We start from the raw sequence: 21,785 nt of genomic DNA on the forward strand, positions 1-21,785 counted from the left end.
ATCGCTCCGGAGCGCGAGTGGGTATGGGCTCGGAGCTTAAACCGGATGGACGTTCAGGTTCTACTGGTGCTGTGGGAGCGGGCGTACCCGCTCCCACAGGTCACTATCAGGCGAACATCACCTTCGCCACATCACCGAAACGCTTGGCGAAATGCACGGTCAGCCCCTGCTTGAGGTAGTCCGGCAGTTCCTGGAAGTCGCCGCGGTTGGCTTCCGGCAGGATCAGTTCGAAGATCTTCTGCCGCCGCGCCGCAATGACTTTCTCCCGCACCCCGCCAATCGGCAGCACATGCCCGGTCAGCGTCATCTCGCCGGTCATCGCCACGCCTTTCTTCGGCGACTGGTCACGGGCCAGTGACAGCAGGGCGGTGGCCATGGTGATCCCGGCGCTCGGGCCGTCCTTTGGCGTGGCACCTTCCGGCACATGCAGGTGGACGAAGGCCTCGTTGAAGAAGGTCGGATCGCCGCCAAATTGCTTCAGGTGCGAACTGACGTAGCTGTAGGCGATTTCCGCTGATTCCTTCATCACGTCACCCAGTTGCCCGGTGAGCTTGAAGCCGCGATTCAAGGTGTGGATGCGGGTCGCTTCGATCGGCAGGGTGGCGCCGCCCATGCTGGTCCAGGCCAGGCCGGTAATCACACCTTTGCCGGCCAGCACCTGCTCGCTGCGGAATACTGGCATGCCCAGTGCCGCTTCGAGGTCTTTCGGGCCGATCTTGATCACGGCGTCTGGTTCGTCGAGCAAGCGAACCACGGCCTTGCGCACCAGTTTGCCCAGTTGTTTTTCCAGTTGCCGCACCCCGGCTTCGCGGGCATAGCCCTCGATCACCGTGCGCAAGGCCGCGTCGCTGATGCTCAGGCTGGTCTTGGCCACGCCGGCTTTTGCCAGTTGTTTGGGCCACAGGTGGCGCTTGGCGATCGCCAGTTTTTCCTCGGTGATGTAGCCGGACAGGCGGATCACTTCCATACGGTCGAGCAACGGACCGGGGATCGAATCGAGGGTGTTGGCGGTGCAGACGAACAGCACTTTGGACAGGTCCAGGCGCAGGTCGAGGTAATGGTCGAGGAAGTCGACGTTCTGCTCCGGATCGAGGGTTTCCAGCAGTGCCGAGGCCGGGTCGCCCTGGTAGCTCTGGCCCATCTTGTCGATCTCGTCGAGCATGATCACCGGGTTCATCACCTCCACGTCCTTCAGCGCCTGCACCAGCTTGCCCGGTTGGGCGCCGATGTAGGTGCGGCGGTGGCCCTTGATCTCGGCCTCGTCACGCATGCCGCCGACGCTGAAGCGGTAGAACGGCCGGCCCAAGGACTCGGCGATGGACTTGCCGATGCTGGTCTTGCCCACGCCCGGCGGGCCCACCAGCAGCACGATGGAGCCGCTGATCTCGCCTTTGTAGGCGCCCACGGCGAGGAATTCGAGGATGCGTTCCTTGATGTCGTCCAGCCCGGCGTGGTGCTGATCGAGCACTTTGCGTGCGTGCTTGAGGCTGAGCTTGTCGGTGCCATACACGCCCCAGGGCAGGGCGGTGGCCCATTCCAGGTAGTTGCGGGTGACGGCGTATTCGGGCGAGCCGGTTTCGAGGATCGCCAGCTTGCCCATTTCTTCGTCGATGCGTTTCTTCGCGGCGGGCGGCAGGGTCTTGCCTTCCAGGCGCTGCTTGAACTGTTCGAGGTCGGCGCTGCGGTCGTCCTTGGTCAGGCCCAGCTCTTGCTGGATGACCTTGAGCTGTTCCTTGAGGAAGAACTCGCGCTGGTGCTCGCCGATCTGCCGGTTCACCTCGGCGGAAATCTCGTTTTGCAGCCGCGCGACTTCGACTTCCTTGCGCAGCATCGGCAGGACTTTTTCCATGCGCTTGAGCATAGGCACGCAGTCGAGGACTTCCTGCAACTGCAATCCGGTGGCCGAGGTCAGGGCTGCGGCGAAGTCGGTCAGCGGCGACGGATCATTGGGGCTGAAGCGGTTGAGGTAGTTTTTCAGCTCTTCGCTGTACAGCGGGTTGAGCGGCAGCAGCTCCTTGATCGCGTTGATCAGCGCCATGCCGTAGGCCTTCACCTCGTCGGTGGGGTCGGCGGGCTGGTGCGGGTATTCGACTTCCACCAGATACGGCGGACGGTGGTGTTTGAGCCAGGTGCGGATGCGCACCCGGGTCAGGCCCTGGGCGACGAATTGCAGCTTGCCGTTCTCGCGGCTGGCGTGGTGCACCTTGACCAGCGTGCCGTACAGCGGCAGGGCCGAGGTGTCGAAATGACGGTGGTCTTCGACCGGCGTGTCCATGAAGAACAGGGCCAGGGAGTGGTGCGGGTTTTGCGCCACCAGGTCCAGGGTTTCCGCCCACGGTTCTTCGTTGACGATCACCGGCAGCACCTGCGCGGGGAAGAACGGGCGGTTGTGGATCGGGATGACGTAGACCTTGTCCGGCAACTGTTGGCCGGGCAATGCCAGGGTCTGGCCGGTGGGATCGTGATCTTCGAGATGTTCGACTTCGGCGTATTCGTCTGGGTGTTCCGGTAGATCCTGCTGGTCGCTCATGGGGCACCTGCGTGAATGACTATGGTGCTTAGATGGGGCGGTAGGTGGGTGGTTTCAATGCCTGACGGATTTTGTCGGAGAGTCTGACCGGACGGTCGATGCCGATCGAAGCTTAGTGCAGTGATCGCCAAATGCTACTGTGACGGTTTGTCGGTTAACCACTGGACAGGGAGGTAAGGCGATGGACGTTGCACTCAAGCGCATCAACCGCGAACTACATGATTTCAGCAAGGATCCACCGGCCAATTGCAGCGCGGGGCCGGTTGGGGACGACCCGTTTCATTGGCAGGCGACGTTGATGGGACCGTCGAGCAGCCCGTATGAAGGCGGGGTGTTTTTCCTCTATGTGCAGTTTCCGCCGGATTACCCCAATCATCCGCCGAAATTGCGCTTCAAGACGCCCGTGTGGCATCCCAATATCGGGGAGGACGGCGAGGTCGGGCTGGATATCCTGGACGAAAACTGGACCCCGGCGCTGACCCTGGCGAAGGTGATGTTGAGCATCAGTGCGTTGCTGGTCGATCCGGATCCGCGAGGGGCGTTGCGGCTGGAGGCGGCGGGGGAGTATCTGCGGATGCGGGTGGAGTTCGACCGGAAGGCGCGGGAGTGGACGCGGAAGTTTGCCATGTAGGTTTGCGGTGGTTTTGAGGGCCCTATCGCCGGCAAGCCGGCGATAGGGCCTCAGCCGCATTCAGTTCGGCAATTTGTAAGCGATGATGTAATCGCCCATTTTGGTGCCCAGCGAACCATGACCGCCCGCGGTGACCAGCACGTACTGCTTGCCGCCCTTGCCGGTGTAGGTCATCGGGGTGGCCTGACCGCCTGCCGGCAGGCGGGATTTCCACAGTTCCTTGCCGGTGTTGACGTCATAGGCCCGCAGATACTGGTCCAGGGTGCCGCTGAGGAAACCCAGGCCGCTGGCGGTGACGATGGAGCCGCCCATGCTCGGCACGCCGATCGGCAGGCCGATGGGGATCGGCGAGCTGTCGCGGCTGGTGCCGTTCTTGTGTTTCCACACCACTTTGTTGCTCAGCAGGTCGATACCGGCCACATAGCCCCAGGCTGGGGCCTGGCACGGCACGCCCAGCGGCGACATGAACGGGTGCATGGTCACCGCGTACGGAGCACCGGCGTTCGGCTGCACGCCGCTGGTCTCGCTTTCGCGTTTGCTGCCTTCGGCAACGGCGGCGCGTGGCACCATTTTCGAGACGAAGGCCATGTAGTTCGGGCTGGTGAACAGGATCTGCCGAACCGGGTCCACCGACACACTGCCCCAGTTGAACACGCCGACGTTACCCGGATAGACCAGCGAACCCTGCTCCGACGGCGGGGTGTACTGGCCTTCGTAGCGCAGTTGGCGGAACTGGATGCGGCAGAGCATCTGGTCGAACGGGCTGGCGCCCCACATGGCTTGTTCGGTCAGGTCCGGGCCGAGCAGGTTGAGGTCGGAGCGGGCCTGGGTCGGTGCGGTGTGGTCGCCTTCGACCGCGCCTTGCGGTGCCGGGATCTCGCGGATCGGCACGATGGCGCTGCCGTCGCGACGGTCGAGCACGTACAGGCTGCCCTGTTTGGTCGGGGCGATCAGCGCCGGCTTGATGCCGTCGGCGGTCTTCAGGTTGAGCAAGGTCGGCTGGCTGCCGACGTCCATGTCCCACAGGTCGTGGTGGGTGAACTGGTAGTTCCAGCGCACTTTGCCGGTGGCCAGGTCGAGGGCGACGATGCCGGCGCTGAACTTCTCCGCGCCCGGGGTGCGGTCGGCGCCCCACTGGTCTGGAGTCTGGTTGCCCAGCGGCAGGTAGACCATGCCGAGGTTCTCGTCGACGCTGGCCAGCGACCACATGTTCGCCGAGTTGCGGCTGTAGGTCTTGCCGGGTGCGAGCGGTGCGGTCTGGTCGGGGTTGTTGCTGTCCCAGTTCCACACCAGGTGACCGTCGTGGACGTCAAAGGCGCGAATCACGCCGGACGGCTCGTTGGTCGATTCGTTGTCGGTGACGTGACCACCGATGATCACCAGGCCGCGGGTGATGGCGGCCGGCGAGGTGGCGTAGTAGCCGCCAGGGGTGAACGGGCCGATGCCTTGGGTCAGGTCGATCACGCCCTGGTTGGCGAAGCCTTCGCAAACCTTGCCGTTGTCGGCGTTCAGCGCGATCAGGCGGGCGTCGGCGGTTGGCAGGTAGAGGCGACGCGGGCAGGCGCGAGCCACGGCCTGGCCGGCCTCGGAGATTTTCGGCGCCGGGCTGCCGTCGGCGTTCACGTAGCTGTTTTCGTCGTAGTAGGAGACGCCGCGGCAGGTCATGTGGGCGAAGCCCTTGAAGCCGGACGGGCTCTTGATCTGCGGGTCGAAGCGCCAGATTTCCGCGCCGGTGTCAGGGTCCAGGGCCAGCACCTTGCTGTGGGCGGTGCAGGCGTAGAGCATGCCGTTGACCTTCAGCGGAGTGTTCTGGTTGGTCAGTTCAACCGGGTCGTTTTCGGTGGGCAGGTCGCCGGTGCGGATGCGCCAGGCTTCTTCCAACTGATAGATGTTGGTCGGGGTGATCTGGCGCAGTGGCGAGTAGCGGTCGCCGAATTCGGTGCGACCATAGGCTTGCCATTCGCCGTCGGGCATGTCCGGGGCGGTGCTGCCCAGGGTGGTGGTGTCGCGACCCAGCTCACCCTTGATTTCACCGGGGTAGGTGAACTGGCTGGCGATGGCGGTGGCGCCGGAGGCGACGACGGCCAGGCTCAGCAGGGCGATGTTGATGCGTGCCGGCTGACCGGCCAGGCCACGCAGCGGACGCCGCGCCCACGGCAGCAGCAAGACCACGCCAATGGCGAACCACAGGGCCAGGCGCGGCACCAGTTGCCACCAATCCAGGCCGACTTCCCAGAGTGCCCAGGCGGTGCTGCCCAGCAACACCAGACCATACAGGCCCAGGGCATGCTTGCGCAGCGCCAGCAGCATGATGCCGGACACGGCGAAGCCGATCCCGGCAATCAGGTAATACAGCGAACCATCGAGCTGCATCAGCTTGATACCGCCGGCCACCAGGGCCATGCCCATCAGCAACAGCAGTACGCCGAGCAGTCTCGGTAACCAGCGGGTTCTACTCAGGGCACCCTCAGTGCTCATCGTCAGTTCTCCATCATGTTGAAAACGTCAGGCCCGGGGGCCGGTTAAAAGCTGCTCTGGATCTTCAGGCCACCGATCAGCGCGTCGTCCACCTCGTGGACACCGCCTGGATGGCGGATGTACTGCAGGTTTGGGCGCACGGTGAGCCAGTCGGCCAGGTGAATGCCGTAATACAGCTCGGCGCTGTATTCGGTGTCCTGGACCGGACGGAAATCGGAATCATCGTAATCAGTGAGGCCGGCGACGGCGTTGCGCGTCTCGGCGTTCTTGCGGTAGGCGGGGTTGACGTGCACGCGGGCGAGGGCGAAGCCGATGTCGTCCTTGGCACGCGCATCGAACGGCCCCCTGTACACCACACCTGCCTGAACATAGTTGTCGATGGCATTGGTCTTCTTATCGTGCAGCGTGGCATTGGCGAAAACGCTCAGGCCACGGGAATGGTCGCTTGCCAGCGACGTCACCTGCTGCTGCGCCCCCAGCCAGAAACCGTGCTTGCCCGCATGACGGGCGTAGGCCTGGCCACTCATTGCCGCAGCGTGATCGTCGTCGTCGCGGTAAACATCGTTTGCCTTGGCATTACTGTAGTAGTAGCCGGCGCGATATTCCCCTTTGAGGCCTCTGACTTCCGGGCTCCAGACCAGTTCAAGCGGAAACATCGCGCCTTGGGTGCCGCTGCCGCTGAGTTTGAAACCGTTCTGCCGGTCGAGGTTGGACGGGTTCTGTTCGAACGCACCGATCTGCGCGTACAGCTCGGGCGTCAGGTTGTAGCGGACCCGCGCCGCCCACTGGCTGACCGGCCAGTTGTACCAACTGTCGCCGACCCAGTTGCCGACCTGGGAACCGCAGAACGCCAGGTTCTGGAAGTCGCAGGGGAAGCTGTTGAAGTCTTCGCCTTCGCCGAAGCGGCCGACTTTCACGTCCAGCGCGCCGTCGAAGTACTTCTGCTTGACCCACATCTGCGTCAGCCGCCAGGTCTGGCCGCGTCCCCAGACTTCCTGGGCCGAGGTGAAGCCGCCGACGCGCGGGTCGTTGATGCGGTCGTTGCTGATGTTGTTGCCGTGGCGTTCGGTGACGGTCAACTGGAACTCGGCGTCATGCCAGCCGAGGATTTTTTCCAGGTCCAGGTGGATGCCGAAGCCGAACTGGTCGCTGTAGCGGGCGGTGCTGTCGTGGTCATGACCGCCGCGCAGGTTGCTACCCATTTCCCCGGTGTAGGTCAGGCTGAAGTCGTAGCCGCGTTCGGCCAGTTCACTGCGGCTGCCGTTCCAGTCGCCGAGCATCCACGGCGAGTCTGTATCGAACAGCGAAGCGCCGTGGGCGGCACCGGCGAAAGCGCACAACAGCGGCGCGGCGAGGAGGCGGGGAGCAGGGAAACGAGGCATGAGATAGCGCTATCTTTTGATTGTTGAAAAAAACGGCAAATGTCCCGACGGGTAGAGATCGCCAGGATTGTGCCGTGATTTTTAGTGGATTAAGCGTTTCAGCTTGGGGCGGGGAGGATATAGAGGATCGCGGGGATTGGAAAGGCGAGGCGTGACGATGGAGTGTTGTGGGATTGGTAACAATCCCGCTGGCAGGCCTTCGCGGCGAACCACCGCGAAGGCCTGCAAAAGGTCAGAACGTTGCACGCAAACCGACTTCCACACTGCGCCCGGCTGCCGGCGCGATATCCCGCAGGATCGAGCTGGCATAGCGCACTGTCTGGTCCGTCAGGTTCTCGCCGCGAACGAACGCCAGCCACTCACTTTCCCCGACATTGAAGCGGTAGCCGAGGCTCGCCCCCAGGGTGGTGTAGCCATCGGTGCTGGTTTCGTTGGCCGGCTTGCGGTGCTGCGAGGCGGCGTGTTGCACGTCGATTCGCGCCTGCCAGCGATCGAGGTTCCACAGCAGCCCGCTGTTCAGGCGCAGCGGGGCGATGCGGGGCAGGTCTTCGCCGGTGTCGAGGTTCTTCGCGCGGGTGTAGTCGCCGGACAGTTCCAGGGCGAAGCTGCCGTAGTGGTTTTCCAGCAGTTGCCAGCGGTCCTGCGCCTCGATGCCGTAGAAGCGTGCGCGCACGCCGCGGTAGAGGTACTCGGGCACGTCGCCTTCGTGGTCATGGTCGTGATCGTGATCATCATGGTCGTGATCGTCGTCGCCGTGGTCATGGCCTTCGCGCATTTCACCGCTGGCAAGCAGGCCGATGTAGTTGCTGAAGTGGCTGTAGAACACCCCGACGCTGCCTTTGTGCGTGCCGTTGTCGAAGCGCAGGGCGAGGTCGCTGGCGATGGCTTTTTCTTTCGACAGGTTTGGATCACCCACCTCAAAGCTGCCGGTGGCGACGTGGGCGCCGTTGGCGTACAGCTCGTAGAAGGTCGGCGCGCGCTCGGTGTAGCCCAGGCTCGCGGCCAGCGACCATACCGGGGTCAAGCGGTACACCGCGCCGGAAGACAGGCTGGCGGCGGTGAAGCTGCTGGCGCTGTCGGCCTCGGCGAAGCGCTCGCTGCCTTTGCTGTCGGGATCGACCCGGGTGTGTTCCAGGCGACCGCCCAGGCTCAGGTTGAGGCGCTCGGTGGCTTGCCACTGTTCCAGCAGGAACAGCGCGACGCTGTTGGTATCGGTCTGCGGGACGAAGGCTTCTTCACCCAGGGCCGAGAATTCGTTGCGGCTGACCTGCGCGCCGATCACCCCTTCCACCGGGCCCAGCGGCTGATGCCGGGCTTCGACGCGGGCCTCGTAGCCCTTGTTCTTGAAGGTGGTGTGAACCTCGCCTTCTTCCAGTTCGCGGTGCTGGTAATCGGTGTAGCCGAGGTCGAATTTCAGTGAGCTGAACGGGCCGTCCAGGTCGCGGATTTCCGAGGCGAAGCCGTAGTGATCCTGCTCCATCGCCAGACGCACGCCGGGTTCGGCCACCGAGCCGTAGTTGGAATCGTAGCGGCTGTAGGACAAGCCGGTGTAACCGTGCTCCCAGGTGTAGGAACCGCCGATGGCGCCGCCGTCCTGGCGTCCGTCGCTGTTTTCCAGACGATGACGGCTGCCGGGTTCGTCGGCGTCGCGGACCTTCGCGCTCTGCGCGTAACCGGGAATGCGCAGGTCATTGAACTGACGGCTGTTGGCGTCCAGGTGCAGGGCGAAACGGCCGTCGCCCGCTTCCAGCTTGCCGGCGGAACTGCGGGTGGTGTCGGCGCCGCCGTAGCGCAGTTCGCCGGCACCGTGGATGCCTTCGATGGCTTCGGTGGGAATGCGGTTATCGAAGGTGTTGACCACGCCGCCGATGGCGCTGCCGCCGTAGAGCAGGGCGGCGGGGCCGCGGACAATTTCCACACGCTCGACATTCACCGGGTCCAGCGGAACGGCGTGGTCGTAGGACAGCGCGGACGCGTCCAGCGCACCGACGCCGTTGCGCAGCAGGCGAATGCGGTCGCCGTCCAGACCGCGAATGATCGGCCGGCTGGCGCCCGGGCCGAACCAGGTCGAAGACACGCCGGGCTGGTTGTTGAGGGTTTCACCGAGGCTGCCTTTCTGTTGCAGCAGCAACTGGTCACCTTCCAGCACGCTGCTCGGCGTGGCCAGTTGCGCATTGCCCAGCGGGTTGGCGGTGACTACCTGAGGTTGCAATTCCAGCGCCTGGCTGGGTGAGCTGGCAAGCCAGAGGGCGACGGCAAGGGGTGAAAGGGGGAGCGGGAGGTAACGCATGCAAGGTCCTTGGCAGAGGTCATTTATCGTTACACTATAACATTGCCGTGAAATCAAAATGCAATCCCTGTCGTGACGCATCCCGCCAGCTAGACTCCTGAAAGCCTCGATCCGGATGAAAGAGGCAGACGCGCGCCGACACCTGGGCTAAGGTGCGCACCTTTGTTTTGCTGGAGACAGGCATGAGCGCCGCTGACAAGAATCCGCTGCATGGCGTGACACTGGAAAACATCCTCACCGCCCTGGTGGCGCACTACCAATGGGACGGGTTGGGGCAACGCATCGACCTGCGTTGCTTCAAGAGCGATCCGAGCATCAAGTCGAGCCTCACCTTCCTGCGCAAGACGCCGTGGGCCCGTGAGAAAGTCGAAAGCCTGTACCTGAAGATGCTGCGCGATATCAAACGCGGGCAGTGAGTCGATGACCGCGCGACACTGGACCGGCGCGGCAGCCTGCCTCGGCTGGTTCGGCCTGGCGATTCAGTTGTACCTGGTGCTGTGGGCGCGCTGGCAGGACCAGGCCAGCCTGTTGGGCGGGCTGGTCAACGTCTTCGGTTTTTTCACCGTGCTGAGCAATGTGCTGGTCGCGACCGTGCTGACCCAGGCGGCGTTTGGCCGTGAGTCGGCGGCGCGGCGGTTCTGGCTGTCGCCGTGGGTGGGTTCCGGCGTGCTGGTCAGCATTGTCTTCGTCGCTGTGGCCTACAGCCTGTTGCTGCGCCATCTCTGGCAACCCGAGGGCTGGCAATGGCTGGCGGACGGCCTGCTGCACGACGTGATGCCGGCGCTGTTCGCGGGGTATTGGTGGCTGCGGGTGGAGAAGGGCACCTTGCGGCTAAAGCATCTGGCGGCCTGGTTGCTGTACCCGCTGGGGTATTTCGGCTACACGTTGCTGCGCGGCCATTGGGTCGGGTTCTATCCGTACCCGTTCATCGATGTGGCAAGCCTGGGTTACCCGCAGGTACTGCTCAATGCGCTGACGATGCTCGGCGCGTTTATCGTCCTTGGCCTGTGTGTCATTGGCCTGGACCGCTGGCAGGGAAAGCGCCTGGCGCGGGCCAGGACGCATCCCTGATTTCCGTCAGTCGTCGGCGGTGCCGTCCAGGCGCCAGTAAGCGGCGGCCTTGAGGCGGTCTTCCGACACGCCTTTTTCTTCCAGCAGCAGCGCCTTGGCCTTGCGGGTCAGGCCTTTTTCCAGCGCCACCCAGGCGTACAGCTCGCCCTGCGGCAGGCTCACTTCGGCCAATACCTCCAGCACATTCTGCTTGTGCCGCTCAATCCAGATCACCTCGACGTCCGCCTTGCTCGGCAGCGGCTGACGTTCTTGCGCGTCTTCGATTTCCACCAGCACCAGCACCTTGCGGCCGGCCGACAACTCTTCCAGACGGCGACCGATGGCCGGGATCGCGGTTTCATCGCCCACCAGCAGGTAGCTGTCGAAGATATCCGGCACTACCAGCGAGCCGCGTGGGCCGGCGATGTTCAATCTGTGGCCAGGTTCGGCCTGGGCGGCCCAGGTCGACGCAGGGCCGTCGCCGTGGAGGACGAAGTCCAGGTCCAGCTCGTTGTTGACCAGGTCGATGCGCCGCGGGGTGTATTCGCGCATGGTCGGCTTCACGCCTTCCTTGGGCAGGGTGAGGGCGTCCATCGCCGCCTGTTCTTCGGCGTTGTTGGCGAACAGCAGTTTGACGTGGTCATCGCTGCCGAGGCTGATGAAGCCTTGCAGTTGCGCGCCGCCAAGGGTGATGCGGCGCATGCGCGGAGTCAGGTCGACGACTCGCAGCACGGTCAACTGGCGGTGTTTGATCTCGTGCATGACGCGGTGGATGGTGTTTTCGCTAACAGTCATTCGGATGGCTCCTGGGAAGGGGAGGTTGCCGGGCCGGCAACGATGGCTTTCGCGGTTTCGTTGAGCAAGTTGCGCACCCGCTCTATCTCTTGTGGGTTCCAGCGCCCGCTGTGCATCTGCAGGGCATGGCGCAGGTTGTGAACGGCTTCGTGGATCTCCGGCGGACGGTCGTGCCCGCGCAGCGAGCGCTTGCTGACTTCGATGCGCATGCGCACGCCGTCCAGCGCCACGGCCTGGTCTTCGAGGGATTGGCGTCCGGCGTCGGTGGCGCGGTAGAGCTTCTTGCTGCCGTCGATTTCGCCGCTGATCAGTTCGCTTTCTTCGAGAAAGGTCAGGGTCGGATAGATCACGCCCGGGCTCGGGCTGTAGTTGCCGTCGAACAGGCTTTCGATCTGGCGGATAAGGTCGTAGCCGTGGCAGGGCTGCTCGGCGAGCATCGCCAACAGCAGCAGTTTCAGGTCACCCGGAGCGAAGACCCGGGGGCCTCGGTCGCCGCGTTCGCGACGGCGTTCGAAGCCCTCGGATTCGCGGGGGCCGTGGGGGAAATCGCGCATGAGGTTTCTCCTGTGTGCTTACGATATGTCTCAAGATATTACTCAAGATATATCTTATTGCAAGCAGGAGATTGGTTTGGTCAGGACCCATAGGGTTTAAAAGGACGACGGAGAACTCAATTTGCCTGGGTAACACTCGACCCCGGCTCAGCCATCAGCGGCGGCGCGCAGAGGGTGTTGCCGCCCGGTTTCAGGTACGGCAGAAGAATCGGCGCCATGCCCTTGAGCACCTGCACCGGCAGCGCCGAGGTGAATTTGAACGCTTCCGCAGCACGACCCGGGACGAAGGCGGTGAGGGTGCCGAAGTGGTTATCGCCCAGGTAGAACACGAAGGTCGCCGTGCGGTTCAGCGAACGCGAGCCGATCAGCCGGCCTCCCGCGCCGAAACTCTCGATGCGGTTGTCGCCGGTGCCTGTCTTGCCGCCCATGGTCAGCACGGTGCCGTCATCCAGCTTGAACGCCCCGGACACCCGCCGCGCCGTACCCGCATCGACCACTTGCGACATCGCCCCGCGCAGCGCCTGTGCCACTTCCACCGAGAGCACCCGCTCGCCGCGGTCCGGGTTACCGGCCAGACTGGTTTCGTAAGGGGTGCCAGCGGCAAAGTGCAGGGTGTCGATCCGCAGCACCGGCAGGCGCACACCATCGTTCTGGATGATCCCGACCAGTTCGGCGAGGGCGGCCGGACGGTCGCCGGAGCTGCCGATGGCGGTGGCCAGCGACGGCACCAGGTGGTCGAACGGATAGCCAACGCGTTTCCAGCGCGCATGAATATCGAGGAATGCCTCGACTTCCACCAGGGTGCGGATGCGGCTGTCGCGGGCGCCCTTGTGCTTGCTCTTGAACAGCCAGCCGTAGACTTCCTGACGCTCGAAATGGCTGGCCAGCACAGCCTCCTGGAAACTCGCGCCCGGGTGTTTGAGCAGATAGCCGACCAGCCACAGGTCCAGCGGGTGGGACTTGGCGATAAAGCCTTGGTCAGGCAGGTCGTACTTGCCGGGACCGTAGGCGAGGTACAGGTCTTCGAGGCGACCGTCGCTCAGCGGATCTTTCTTGCCGGCCAGCGGCTTGCTGACCAGGCCTTCTTTTTTCATGTGGGCGCGGACGAAGGCGTTGAAGGTGCTCTGGTCCGCTTCGGGGAACAGGTAGCGGTGTACGGCGGCCAGGCGAATCGGGGTCGCCCGCAGGCCGTCGAGGAAGGTGTCGAGGCGTTCCTGGGAGGTCTTGCGCTGGTACTTTTTCCAGAACCGGCGCAGGAAATCGGTGCCTTCGCGGTCAGCGAAGCGCGCCAGATATTCCTGACGGCGTGGCTCGGCATCGTCCTTGAGCAGCGCGGAGCTGTTGCCCGGCGCCTGGTAGGTGCTGTAACGCACCAGATCACGCATCAGCCGGATAAAGGGCAGGTTGATCGACTCGCGCAGGGCGTCTTTCAGCGTCGGAATGCGCCCGTTGTCTTCCTTGCGGAAGTTGTTGAACACATGCAGGCCGCCACCGGTGAAGAACGCCTCGCCGGGGCTGGCCGAATACTTGCGCTCCAGCGCGGCATCGAGCATCGCGGTGATGTTGCGGTCCTTGTTCTGGATCAGGTAGTCGATGGCCCAGCGGGTGATGAAGTCGACGTCGGTCACTTCGACTTTCTTCAGTTCCGGCACCGACATGCCGCCGTAGCGGTCATGCAGCTCGGAGATGATTTCCAGGTAACTGGTCAGCACCCGCAGCTTGGCGGTGGAGCCCAGTTCCAGCTTGCTGCCTTCGTTGATGTCGAAGGGCTGGTCGGTGCTGTCGGTCTGCACCCGCACCCGCGAGCCGTCGGCGGTGCGCTCCATCAGAGTGAAGCTGTAGCGCACCTGGGTGGTGCTGGTGGGGGTCAGCAAGCGTTCGCCGAACAGCCCCATTTTTTCCGCGAAGGCCGGGTCGGCGAGGTTCTTCAGGTAGTCGCTGACCTGGGTCTGCAAGCCCGATTGCAAGGTGCTGGTGGCCGACAGATCAAGGCGGTCGAGGTCGTACAGCGGCCGCGCGAGCATGCTCGAAAGACGGCTGCGGGCGACACTGATGCCCTTGTTGGTGACGATCGGCACGATGGTCGGCTGGGCCACCCAGTCGCGGTAAATCGCCTTGCTGGCCAAAGCGGCGTCGGCCAGTGGCTGGTCGATGATGTTGCCCGCTGCCAGCAGGCGGATGTGGCTGTCGGTCAGCACCGCCAGTTCATTGCGGCCCTTGGCCAGGAAGTGCGAAGGGCGGCGCTGGGCGATCATCAACGAAAGTACCTGGCGCAGGGCCAGACCGCGGGCGGCGAGGGTTTCCGGATCGGTTGCGGTGGAAGCCAGCAGGCGGTTGACCTCGGCGAAATCGGCACCGTACCAGACGCGCAAGCCCTCGGCCATGCCGTGCACTTCACCGTGGCCGGGCACCGCCGAGAGCGGCACGCTGTTGAGGTAGTCGCGGACGATACGCTGCCGTGCTTCCAGGGTTTGCGGGCCGTCCTGGTAGGCACGGACGCTGGCGGAAATCATCTGGCGGATCTTCTCGCCGCCGGACGCCGTCAGGCCGTCCGGCGAGTGGCGGTATTTCTCCAGTTGGGTGGCCAGGGTGCTGCCGCCCGCCGACTGGCCGGGCAGGGCCAGGTACTTGGCGATCTGGGTGTAGGCCGCTTTGGCGAAGCGCGGCCAGTCCACCGCCGGGTTGCCGTTGGGGTCGTTGGGATCAAGCAGGTCGCGGTTCTCGATGAACAGCAAGCTGTGCACCATCACCGGCGGAATAGAGGCGAAGTCCGGGTAAAGGTGTTGCGGGTACTGGTACTGATAGAGCACATCGCCCTTGCAGTCGGTAATGCTCAGGCCGGCCTGAATTTTCTCGGTGTAGGGTACGAAAAAGCCGCGATCAACGTAGTTCATCAGTGCTGGAGAGAAGCGAGTCTGCTCCACCACCACGTAGTCCCGCTTCAGCAGGCGAGGAATGAATTCTCCGAGGGCGCTATAGCCCAGACGCTTATCGAACGGCCCTTCGCCGGGGTAGACCATGGCGTCGGTGGGGCCCTTGTGCATCGAGTAGCTCAGGGTCGCGGCGAACTTGCTGAACTCGCGGGATTGCAGGCGGGAACTCTGCATTTCCTTGGCCGCGGCATAGGCCAGCAACGCCAGCGTGATCAACACGATCAGGGCGATCAACCACCACAAGTAGCGTAGGCGGGAGCGGCGAGGCGGCGGCGTTTCTTCCGAATTTTCTGCGGGGGCTAGGGTATTTCCGTGATCTGAGTGCCACTGTGCGCCCATAGTCTTAAGCCTGGTTTTGTCTTTTTCGTCTTACCTGCCTGAAGCTTAGACGCTGACCGGAGGCGGTGAAAAAATTGTTGAGGGCTGTCAGCTATTTCCTAAAAACGAGTCAGAAATCATAGGTTTTGCTCGTAATATGGGCCGCCCTATTTTGGTGCCAAATTCCCCCTAGCCCCTGAGCGATCCGCGCTTGTGCGGTGAAAGCCACTCCACAAAAGCCGTTTTAGCCGAGACTTCCAGCCAAATATCCAGGTGTTTACAGTGAAAACACCTGCTTTCGCCTCCCTATACTGCTGGCCCTTTCGCTCTGCCGGCACCTTGACTGCCCGCGGACGGGCTCACCCACAAGGTCGAGCCCGGCGAGGCACCGCGTCCTGCCTATCGGCGATGCGTCTGCCTGCGTGATTGCTCATATCCAATAACAAAATGAGGTTGTATCACCATGCCAGTCGGCAACCCTTCTCCTGCCGAGACCGTCCAGGGCGGTCCACTCAAACGGGAACTCGGCGAACGCCACATTCGCCTCATGGCCCTTGGCGCCTGCATCGGCGTCGGTCTGTTCCTCGGTTCCGCCAAGGCCATTGAAATGGCCGGTCCGGCGATCATGCTGTCGTACATCATTGGTGGCCTGGCGATCCTGGTGATCATGCGGGCGCTCGGCGAAATGGCCGTGCACAACCCGGTGGCCGGGTCCTTCAGCCGTTACGCACAAGATTATCTCGGCCCGTTGGCCGGCTTCCTGACCGGCTGGAACTACTGGTTCCTGTGGCTGGTGACCTGCGTTGCGGAAATCACCGCCGTGGCCATCTACATGGGCATCTGGTTCCCCGACGTCCCGCGCTGGATCTGGGCCCTGGCGGCGCTGGGCAGCATGGGTGCGATCAACCTGATCGCGGTCAAGGCCTTCGGTGAATTCGAGTTCTGGTTCGCCCTTATCAAGATCGTCACCATCATCGCCATGGTCATTGGCGGCATCGGTGTCATCGCCTTCGGCTTCGGCAACGACGGTGTCGCGCTGGGCATCGGCAACCTGTGGAGCAACGGCGGCTTCATGCCCAACGGCGTGACCGGCGTGCTGATGTCGCTGCAGATGGTGATGTTCGCCTACCTCGGCGTGGAAATGATCGGCCTCACCGCCGGTGAAGCGCGCAACCCGCAGAAGACCATCCCCCAGGCCATCGGCTCGGTGTTCTGGCGCATCCTGCTGTTCTACGTTGGCGCGCTGTTCGTGATTCTGTCGATCTACCCGTGGAACGAAATCGGCAGCCAGGGCAGCCCGTTCGTGATGACGTTCGAGCGCCTCGGCATCAAGACCGCCGCCGGCATCATCAACTTCGTGGTGATCACCGCTGCGCTGTCGTCCTGCAACGGCGGCATCTTCAGCACCGGGCGCATGCTCTACAGCCTCGCGCAGAACGGCCAGGCCCCGGCCGCCTTCGCCCGCACCTCGCGCAACGGCGTGCCACGCAATGCGCTGCTGCTGTCCATCGCCGCCTTGCTGCTGGGCGTGCTGGCCAACTATCTGGTGCCGGAAAAAGTCTTCGTCTGGGTGACCTCGATTGCCACCTTCGGCGCGATCTGGACCTGGGCGATGATCCTGCTGGCGCAACTGAAATTCCGCGCCGGCCTGAGCGACGCCGAGCGCGACCGCCTGCAATACCGCATGTGGCTGTGGCCGCTGAGCTCCTATCTGGCGCTGGCGTTCCTGGTGCTGGTGGTGGGCTTGATGGCGTACTTCGAAGACACCCGCGTGGCGCTGTATATCGGCCCGGCGTTCCTGGTGTTGCTGACGGCCCTGTATTACGGGTTCAAGCTGGCCCCGAAGGGTGAAGAAGGCGGGCTGGTACGCCCGGCCGCATAACATCGAAAAAAACCTGCAGGAGCGCGCTTGCCCGGGCGCTCCTGCACAGATCAGGCGGCGGGGGCCGGCACCACCCGCGTCAGCCGTTTGTTCCAGTCCAGCCACACCGCCAGCAGCATCATCAATCCCACCCCCACCAGTGCACTGAACACCTGCATCGACCAATGTTCATCGCCCAGCGCGTTGGCCATGTCCGCCAGCGGCGCCAGCAACACGCCGAAGCAGAACACTTCCAGCGAATACCGGCCCATCCGGCAGCTCTGCCGCGCCAGCCAGTTTTCCAGCCATGCGCCAGCGGGCAACAAACGTGCGGTGCAGTAGGCAAGGGCCAGGAAGTGCAGCAGCCGCGCGGGTGACAGGTTGGTCTTGCTGATCGGGTACAGCCACTCGGCCAGCACCTTCGGCATGAAGGCGTCATGCACCTCGGGCCAACGCCACGACAAGGCGATCAGCGCACACAGCAGCAAGTAGCCCGCAGCGACCATGAACAACGGCTGCCTCCACACCGGCCTTAGCTCTGGCGGATGCTCGCGCTGGGAATGGATCGCCACCGCGCCACCGAGGATGAACAGCAGTTGCCAGGCCAGCGGATTGAAGAACCACACGCCGCCTTCCTGCGCCGCCAGGTTCCACTGGAACATCGGCGCCATCAGGTACAGCGCCACGGAAAAGCCCACCACGTATTCCGCCCGGCGCAGCATCAACGGCAGCACCAGCGGCAGCCCGAGCAGCAGCAGAATGTACAGCGGCAGCGGGTCCATCAGGTTGGGCTTGAAGCGCAGCAACAACTCGTCCACCAGCGCCTGCTGCGGATTGCCGAGGAAATAATAGAGGCCCATTTCCTGGATCATGTCGCGGGTTTCAACGTGGCTGTTGGCAACGAAGACAATGCCCATCAACAGCACCAGCAGGAAGATGTGCACCACATACAGCACCCACGCGCGGCGCAGGATGCGTACGCAGGCGACGACCCAGCCGTCGCGCAGTGCAATCTTGCCGTAGGCCAGCACTGCGGCGTAGCCGGCGAGGAAGACGAAGATTTCTGCCGCATCGCTGAAGCCGAAATTGCGCACGGTGAGGTTGGCCAGCGGGTTGCCGGGGATGTGGTCCCAGAAGATGAAGACCAGCGCCAGCCCTCGAAAAAAGTCGATCCGGTGATCGCGCCCGTTAATCATGATGAAGGCTCTTGAAGAAGGGTGTTTCAGTAGAGGATCAGCGCAGGCGATCTGCGGTTCCGCGCCGCTGACCTTTGCCGATCAGTGGCGCGGAGGGTGGGGAGTTTTGCCGGATATTGCAACGACGGCGTGTTACCGAATGTCTCTCACGCGGCCTCGGCGTTCGGCTCGAAACTGTCTGCCCGGGCCATCGCCCACATGTGCTGGTAAAACTCGCCGCTGACCTCGCCGCTGAGCAACTCGCCCGGCTTCAGGAACACATGCAGTTGCGAGAACAGCTTGATCTCGGTGGCGGACTTGCGCCGCACCAGATGCTTGGCCTCCAGTTGCGCCGGGTGGTCGAGGCCGGCGGCGGCGAGCATTTCGGCCAGGGCCTTGAGGGTGTTGCGGTGGAAGTTGAACACCCGTTGGGCCTTGTCCGGCACCACTAGGGCGCGCTGGCGCAGACCGTCCTGGGTGGCGACGCCGGTCGGGCATTTGTTGGTGTGGCAGCTCTGCGACTGAATGCAGCCAATGGCGAACATGAAGCCGCGCGCGGCGTTGGCCCAGTCGGCACCGATGGCCAGCACGCTGGCGATGTCGAACGCGCTGACAATCTTGCCGCTGGCGCCGAGCTTGATCTTGTCGCGCAGGTTCAGCCCGACCAGGGTGTTGTGCACGAACAGCAGGCCTTCGCGCAGCGGCACGCCGATATGGTCGGTGAACTCCACTGGCGCCGCGCCGGTGCCGCCTTCCTTGCCGTCGACGACGATGAAGTCGGGCAGGATGCCGGTCTCCAGCATCGCCTTGGCGATGCCCATGAATTCCCACGGATGGCCCAGGCAGAACTTGAAGCCCACCGGTTTGCCGCCGGACAGTTCACGCAGTTGAGCGATGAAATGCATCATCTCGATTGGCGTCGAAAAGGCGCTGTGCCGCGACGGCGAAACGCAGTCCTCACCCATCATCACGCCACGGGTCTCGGCGATTTCCTCGGTCACCTTGTGTTTGGGCAGGATGCCGCCGTGGCCGGGCTTGGCGCCCTGGCTCATCTTGATTTCGATCATCCGCACCTGCGGGTTGCGCGCCTGTTCGGCGAAACGCTCGGGGTCGAAGCGGCCGTCGGCGGTGCGGCAGCCGAAATAGCCGCTGCCCAGTTCCCAGGTCAAGTCGCCGCCGTGTTCGCGGTGATAAGGGCTGATGCTGCCTTCGCCGGTGTCATGGGCGAAGTTGCCCAGCTTGGCGCCGAGGTTCAGCGCGCGGATGGCATTGGCGCTCAGCGAGCCGAAGCTCATCGCCGAGATATTGAACACCGACGCCGAATACGGCTGGGTGCATTGCGGCCCGCCGACGATGACCCGGAACGCCGACGGATCGCTCAGCGGTGCCGGGCGCATGGAGTGGCCGATAAACTCGAAGCCGGACTGATAGACATCGATCAGGGTGCCGAACGGCTTGTCGGCCCCTTCGTTCTTGGCCCGCGCGTACACCAGCGAGCGCTGCGCGCGGGAGAACGGCAGGGCATCGCTGTCGGACTCCAGCAGGTACTGGCGGATCTCCGGGCGAATGCCTTCGACCAGGTAGCGGATATTGCCGAGGATCGGGGAGTTGCGGCGCACCGCATGGCGCTTCTGTAGCAGGTCGAACAGACCGATCAGGCTGAGAATCGCGGTGGCGAGGGTGAAGGGCCAGAGCCATTCATGGTGCAAAAACGGCAGGCTCGCGAGGGTGAACAGGACGCAGGCAGCGAAGAAGGCGTAGCGGCTCAGAAGTGACAGGCTCATACGGTTTCCTTTGTATTGGCACGGTCAGGCAAGCCGTTAACCATATAGCCGATAAGGAAATGAAGCCAGTCATGAGGGATTCAGGTTCAGCGGGATGTCGGAAAACGGTGCGGGTACCAGGGTTTCTGTGTTCGGTGCTGCTTCTTCCGCAGCTTTTACCAAACCCTTGAGGTCAAGAAACGGGATGATCGTCGGGTTCTTCAGATCTCCGCCAATGAAGTTTTCCCAGTGACCGATGGCGATCAGGCGGGGGCGTGTGACCTGGAGCAACCGGGTCGGATAGTTGTCTACTTGGGTCCAACTGCCCGCGCAGAGTATCTGCAGGTCAATCGATTTGCCGTCCGCAAGTACCGGTGGGAAGCCGAAAGGCGGGTTGGCGGCGGAATCCTGATAGTGGATGCGAAAGACCGGCTTGCCCTCGTCGTTCAGCAGGTCCACCAGCCAAGCGATTGCCTGTCCCCCCTTCCAGGTCCAGGCAGATCTGGGCAGGTGGTCACGGTCTAGGGTGTAGCTGCCTTCGGGCACAAGATGCCAACCGGCGAAGTGAGGTGCGTGCTCGCTCCTGATGGGCATGATCCGGATATGACCTGGCTTGGACGTGATCCAGCCTCCCGGATGGACCCAATCGGCACTCAGTTCTTTTTCCACGGTTTGCACGCGGCTTCCAGCGGGTGTCGAGGCCAACATGTGCTTCACGTTTTCCGAGCCGTATATCGTGGCCAAAGGCGCCTGTTTCTGCGCAATGTGCGAAACATCCAGCAAGTGATCGTAGTGTCCGTGCCCGACGAGGATCATGCTCGTACGGGGCGCTTCCGGCATCAGTTCGTCGATCCGGGCGGGATCGGCTGTGGTATTGAAAGGCAACCGGTAGAAAGGAGGATTGGTGAATGACGGCGCGAACAGCAGTCCTTCATCCTTCCATTGGAGCAGCCAGCCACCGACCCCGAGATACCTGATATTCGGCCCCTCGGACACCTGCGCCCGCGACAACTCGACGCCTTGGTCCCGTGGGGTGGTACAGCCCAGTAGTAACGCCAGGATAAGAATTTGCCAACGCATGTTCAGCTCCCGGCGCGTTGCGCCTCATCCAGCCGCTTGCTGAGGTTCTGCAGGAAAGGCCTGATCTGGGCGTCGTCGATGATCATATCCTTGCAGGCTTTTCGCGCAGTCTCTGGGTCGTGTCCAAGGCGCCCGTCGTTCATCACGATCGTGACCTTCTTCTCTTTGTCTTCGCCCTTTTCGGCCTCGGCTTTGATGTTTCCGATGAAGGTGTCGAGTGCGGGGGAAGCAGCTTTCCCAGGCTGCCTGGCTTGCGAAAGCGCTTCGAACAGCTCGCGCACGTACTCGACGTAGCGAACGTGGTTGTCATTGATGAAAATGGCGTCCGGGTCGTTGCGTGAAAGGCTGTCGAATAGATGCCCCACTCCTTCGCCGTAGGCTTCGGGCGGGTTGTGGTGAACGTGGGCGTAACTGTCGCCGAAGGCATGAATGAGGAATCCGGTCTGCCATTTGGGCGTGGTGGTGGAGGCTGCCGATTCGCTGATCATCTGCTTGAGCACGGCCCTGCGCGTCATCACCGCAGCCGTGTCCCCTCCGTGCAGTGAATGAAGTCCGTTGACCACCTGATGCCGGTACGTTGGGCCGATGATCCAGAACGAAACTGGAACGGCATTGAGCTTGAATATCTCGTCAGGGGCCTGGGTCGAGCAGGCCAGTTCCAGGGACGTCCTGCTGTCGTAGCCGGCCAGGTACGCGACATAGCCTGCGGTGTAGAAATGGCCGTCGACGACGTACCCGACTGTGGCGGAGGCGTCGGCAGCCTTGAGGTTGCTGACGGCCTCGTAGTTGGTTTGCCCAATATCGAGGACGTGGATATCGGGGCTGGAGGAGCATCCCGACAGTGCCAGCAGGCCGCAGGTAGTGAGGGAAACCAGAGCAACGGCGAAGAGCTTGCGCATGAGACGTCCCTGTCATCAAGAGGCGAAGGAAAGATTACATTTCTAT

At 63.1% G+C, this 21,785-nt stretch carries 15 protein-coding genes; 4 read left to right on the plus strand and 11 right to left on the minus strand.

Features of this window, described 5'->3' with window-relative positions:
- Window positions 1–106: 106 nt before the first annotated feature.
- A complete protein-coding gene (lon, locus tag HWV67_RS18505; protein WP_175652276.1) occupies window positions 107–2,530 on the minus strand; it encodes an endopeptidase La in 2,424 nt (807 codons plus the stop codon).
- A 181-nt stretch (window positions 2,531–2,711) separates the two neighbouring features.
- On the opposite strand from lon, the gene HWV67_RS18510 reads away from it, so the two are divergent.
- Window positions 2,712–3,161: a ubiquitin-conjugating enzyme family protein gene (locus tag HWV67_RS18510; RefSeq protein WP_175652277.1), complete on the plus strand. Its 450-nt coding sequence runs from the start codon at window positions 2,712–2,714 to the stop codon at window positions 3,159–3,161.
- Between the two features lie 60 nt (window positions 3,162–3,221).
- Here HWV67_RS18510 and HWV67_RS18515 read toward each other — a convergent pair whose 3' ends face one another.
- From HWV67_RS18515 to HWV67_RS18525, 3 genes are all read right to left on the minus strand, one after another.
- Complete coding sequence (locus tag HWV67_RS18515) at window positions 3,222–5,639, minus strand: glucose/quinate/shikimate family membrane-bound PQQ-dependent dehydrogenase (protein WP_175652278.1); 2,418 nt, start codon at window positions 5,637–5,639, stop codon at window positions 3,222–3,224.
- A 44-nt stretch (window positions 5,640–5,683) separates the two neighbouring features.
- Window positions 5,684–7,021: a carbohydrate porin gene (locus HWV67_RS18520; RefSeq protein WP_175652279.1), complete on the minus strand. Its 1,338-nt coding sequence runs from the start codon at window positions 7,019–7,021 to the stop codon at window positions 5,684–5,686.
- A gap of 232 nt (window positions 7,022–7,253) precedes the next feature.
- The gene (locus HWV67_RS18525; RefSeq protein ID WP_175652280.1) at window positions 7,254–9,311 is read right to left on the minus strand and encodes a TonB-dependent receptor; all 2,058 of its coding nucleotides are present in this window, start codon (window positions 9,309–9,311) and stop codon (window positions 7,254–7,256) included.
- A 182-nt stretch (window positions 9,312–9,493) separates the two neighbouring features.
- Here HWV67_RS18525 and HWV67_RS18530 point away from each other — a divergent pair, with 182 nt between their 5' ends.
- Together HWV67_RS18530 and HWV67_RS18535 are read left to right on the plus strand one after the other, a co-directional pair.
- The gene (locus tag HWV67_RS18530) at window positions 9,494–9,727 is read left to right on the plus strand and encodes a VF530 family protein (protein ID WP_095154862.1); all 234 of its coding nucleotides are present in this window, start codon (window positions 9,494–9,496) and stop codon (window positions 9,725–9,727) included.
- A gap of 4 nt (window positions 9,728–9,731) precedes the next feature.
- A complete protein-coding gene (locus HWV67_RS18535) occupies window positions 9,732–10,382 on the plus strand; it encodes a Pr6Pr family membrane protein (RefSeq protein ID WP_175652281.1) in 651 nt (216 codons plus the stop codon).
- Window positions 10,383–10,388: 6 nt separating this feature from the next.
- Here HWV67_RS18535 and HWV67_RS18540 read toward each other — a convergent pair whose 3' ends face one another.
- From HWV67_RS18540 to HWV67_RS18550, 3 genes are all read right to left on the minus strand, one after another.
- A complete protein-coding gene (locus HWV67_RS18540) occupies window positions 10,389–11,156 on the minus strand; it encodes a siderophore-interacting protein (protein ID WP_175652282.1) in 768 nt (255 codons plus the stop codon).
- Window positions 11,153–11,710, minus strand: a complete 558-nt coding sequence (locus HWV67_RS18545; RefSeq protein ID WP_110972504.1) for a PadR family transcriptional regulator — start codon at window positions 11,708–11,710, stop codon at window positions 11,153–11,155. Before HWV67_RS18545 ends, HWV67_RS18540 begins: the two co-directional genes overlap by 4 nt.
- 116 nt (window positions 11,711–11,826) lie before the next feature.
- The gene (locus HWV67_RS18550) at window positions 11,827–14,982 is read right to left on the minus strand and encodes a transglycosylase domain-containing protein (RefSeq protein WP_175652283.1); all 3,156 of its coding nucleotides are present in this window, start codon (window positions 14,980–14,982) and stop codon (window positions 11,827–11,829) included.
- Window positions 14,983–15,424: 442 nt separating this feature from the next.
- Here HWV67_RS18550 and HWV67_RS18555 point away from each other — a divergent pair, with 442 nt between their 5' ends.
- On the plus strand, window positions 15,425–16,843 hold the full coding sequence (locus HWV67_RS18555) for an amino acid permease (RefSeq protein ID WP_175652284.1): 1,419 nt from the start codon (window positions 15,425–15,427) through the stop codon (window positions 16,841–16,843).
- Between the two features lie 50 nt (window positions 16,844–16,893).
- Here the strand turns inward: HWV67_RS18555 and HWV67_RS18560 are convergent, their stop codons facing one another.
- From HWV67_RS18560 to HWV67_RS18575, 4 genes are all read right to left on the minus strand, one after another.
- Window positions 16,894–18,018, minus strand: a complete 1,125-nt coding sequence (locus HWV67_RS18560; RefSeq protein ID WP_175652285.1) for an OpgC family protein — start codon at window positions 18,016–18,018, stop codon at window positions 16,894–16,896.
- Between the two features lie 146 nt (window positions 18,019–18,164).
- Window positions 18,165–19,781, minus strand: a complete 1,617-nt coding sequence (locus tag HWV67_RS18565) for an FMN-binding glutamate synthase family protein (RefSeq protein WP_175652286.1) — start codon at window positions 19,779–19,781, stop codon at window positions 18,165–18,167.
- Between the two features lie 69 nt (window positions 19,782–19,850).
- Window positions 19,851–20,840, minus strand: coding sequence for an MBL fold metallo-hydrolase (locus tag HWV67_RS18570; RefSeq protein ID WP_175652287.1), 990 nt, complete (start codon window positions 20,838–20,840; stop codon window positions 19,851–19,853).
- A 2-nt stretch (window positions 20,841–20,842) separates the two neighbouring features.
- Window positions 20,843–21,739: a hypothetical protein gene (locus HWV67_RS18575; protein ID WP_175652288.1), complete on the minus strand. Its 897-nt coding sequence runs from the start codon at window positions 21,737–21,739 to the stop codon at window positions 20,843–20,845.
- Between the last annotated feature and the right edge of the window lie 46 nt (window positions 21,740–21,785).

The organism is Pseudomonas sp. Marseille-P9899, from assembly GCF_903166565.1.
Taxonomy (GTDB): domain Bacteria; phylum Pseudomonadota; class Gammaproteobacteria; order Pseudomonadales; family Pseudomonadaceae; genus Aquipseudomonas; species Aquipseudomonas huaxiensis.

Coding starts and splice junctions, on each gene's coding strand:
- HWV67_RS18575 (WP_175652288.1), bottom strand. CDS start 21,739: ATGCGCAAGCTCTTCGCCGTTGCTCTGGTTTCCCTCACTACCTGCGGC.
- lon (WP_175652276.1), bottom strand. CDS start 2,530: ATGAGCGACCAGCAGGATCTACCGGAACACCCAGACGAATACGCCGAA.
- HWV67_RS18530 (WP_095154862.1), top strand. CDS start 9,494: ATGAGCGCCGCTGACAAGAATCCGCTGCATGGCGTGACACTGGAAAAC.
- HWV67_RS18525 (WP_175652280.1), bottom strand. CDS start 9,311: ATGCGTTACCTCCCGCTCCCCCTTTCACCCCTTGCCGTCGCCCTCTGG.
- HWV67_RS18515 (WP_175652278.1), bottom strand. CDS start 5,639: ATGAGCACTGAGGGTGCCCTGAGTAGAACCCGCTGGTTACCGAGACTG.
- HWV67_RS18565 (WP_175652286.1), bottom strand. CDS start 19,781: ATGAGCCTGTCACTTCTGAGCCGCTACGCCTTCTTCGCTGCCTGCGTC.
- HWV67_RS18540 (WP_175652282.1), bottom strand. CDS start 11,156: ATGACTGTTAGCGAAAACACCATCCACCGCGTCATGCACGAGATCAAA.
- HWV67_RS18510 (WP_175652277.1), top strand. CDS start 2,712: ATGGACGTTGCACTCAAGCGCATCAACCGCGAACTACATGATTTCAGC.
- HWV67_RS18555 (WP_175652284.1), top strand. CDS start 15,425: ATGCCAGTCGGCAACCCTTCTCCTGCCGAGACCGTCCAGGGCGGTCCA.
- HWV67_RS18560 (WP_175652285.1), bottom strand. CDS start 18,018: ATGATTAACGGGCGCGATCACCGGATCGACTTTTTTCGAGGGCTGGCG.
- HWV67_RS18520 (WP_175652279.1), bottom strand. CDS start 7,021: ATGCCTCGTTTCCCTGCTCCCCGCCTCCTCGCCGCGCCGCTGTTGTGC.
- HWV67_RS18550 (WP_175652283.1), bottom strand. CDS start 14,982: ATGGGCGCACAGTGGCACTCAGATCACGGAAATACCCTAGCCCCCGCA.
- HWV67_RS18535 (WP_175652281.1), top strand. CDS start 9,732: ATGACCGCGCGACACTGGACCGGCGCGGCAGCCTGCCTCGGCTGGTTC.
- HWV67_RS18545 (WP_110972504.1), bottom strand. CDS start 11,710: ATGCGCGATTTCCCCCACGGCCCCCGCGAATCCGAGGGCTTCGAACGC.
- HWV67_RS18570 (WP_175652287.1), bottom strand. CDS start 20,840: ATGCGTTGGCAAATTCTTATCCTGGCGTTACTACTGGGCTGTACCACC.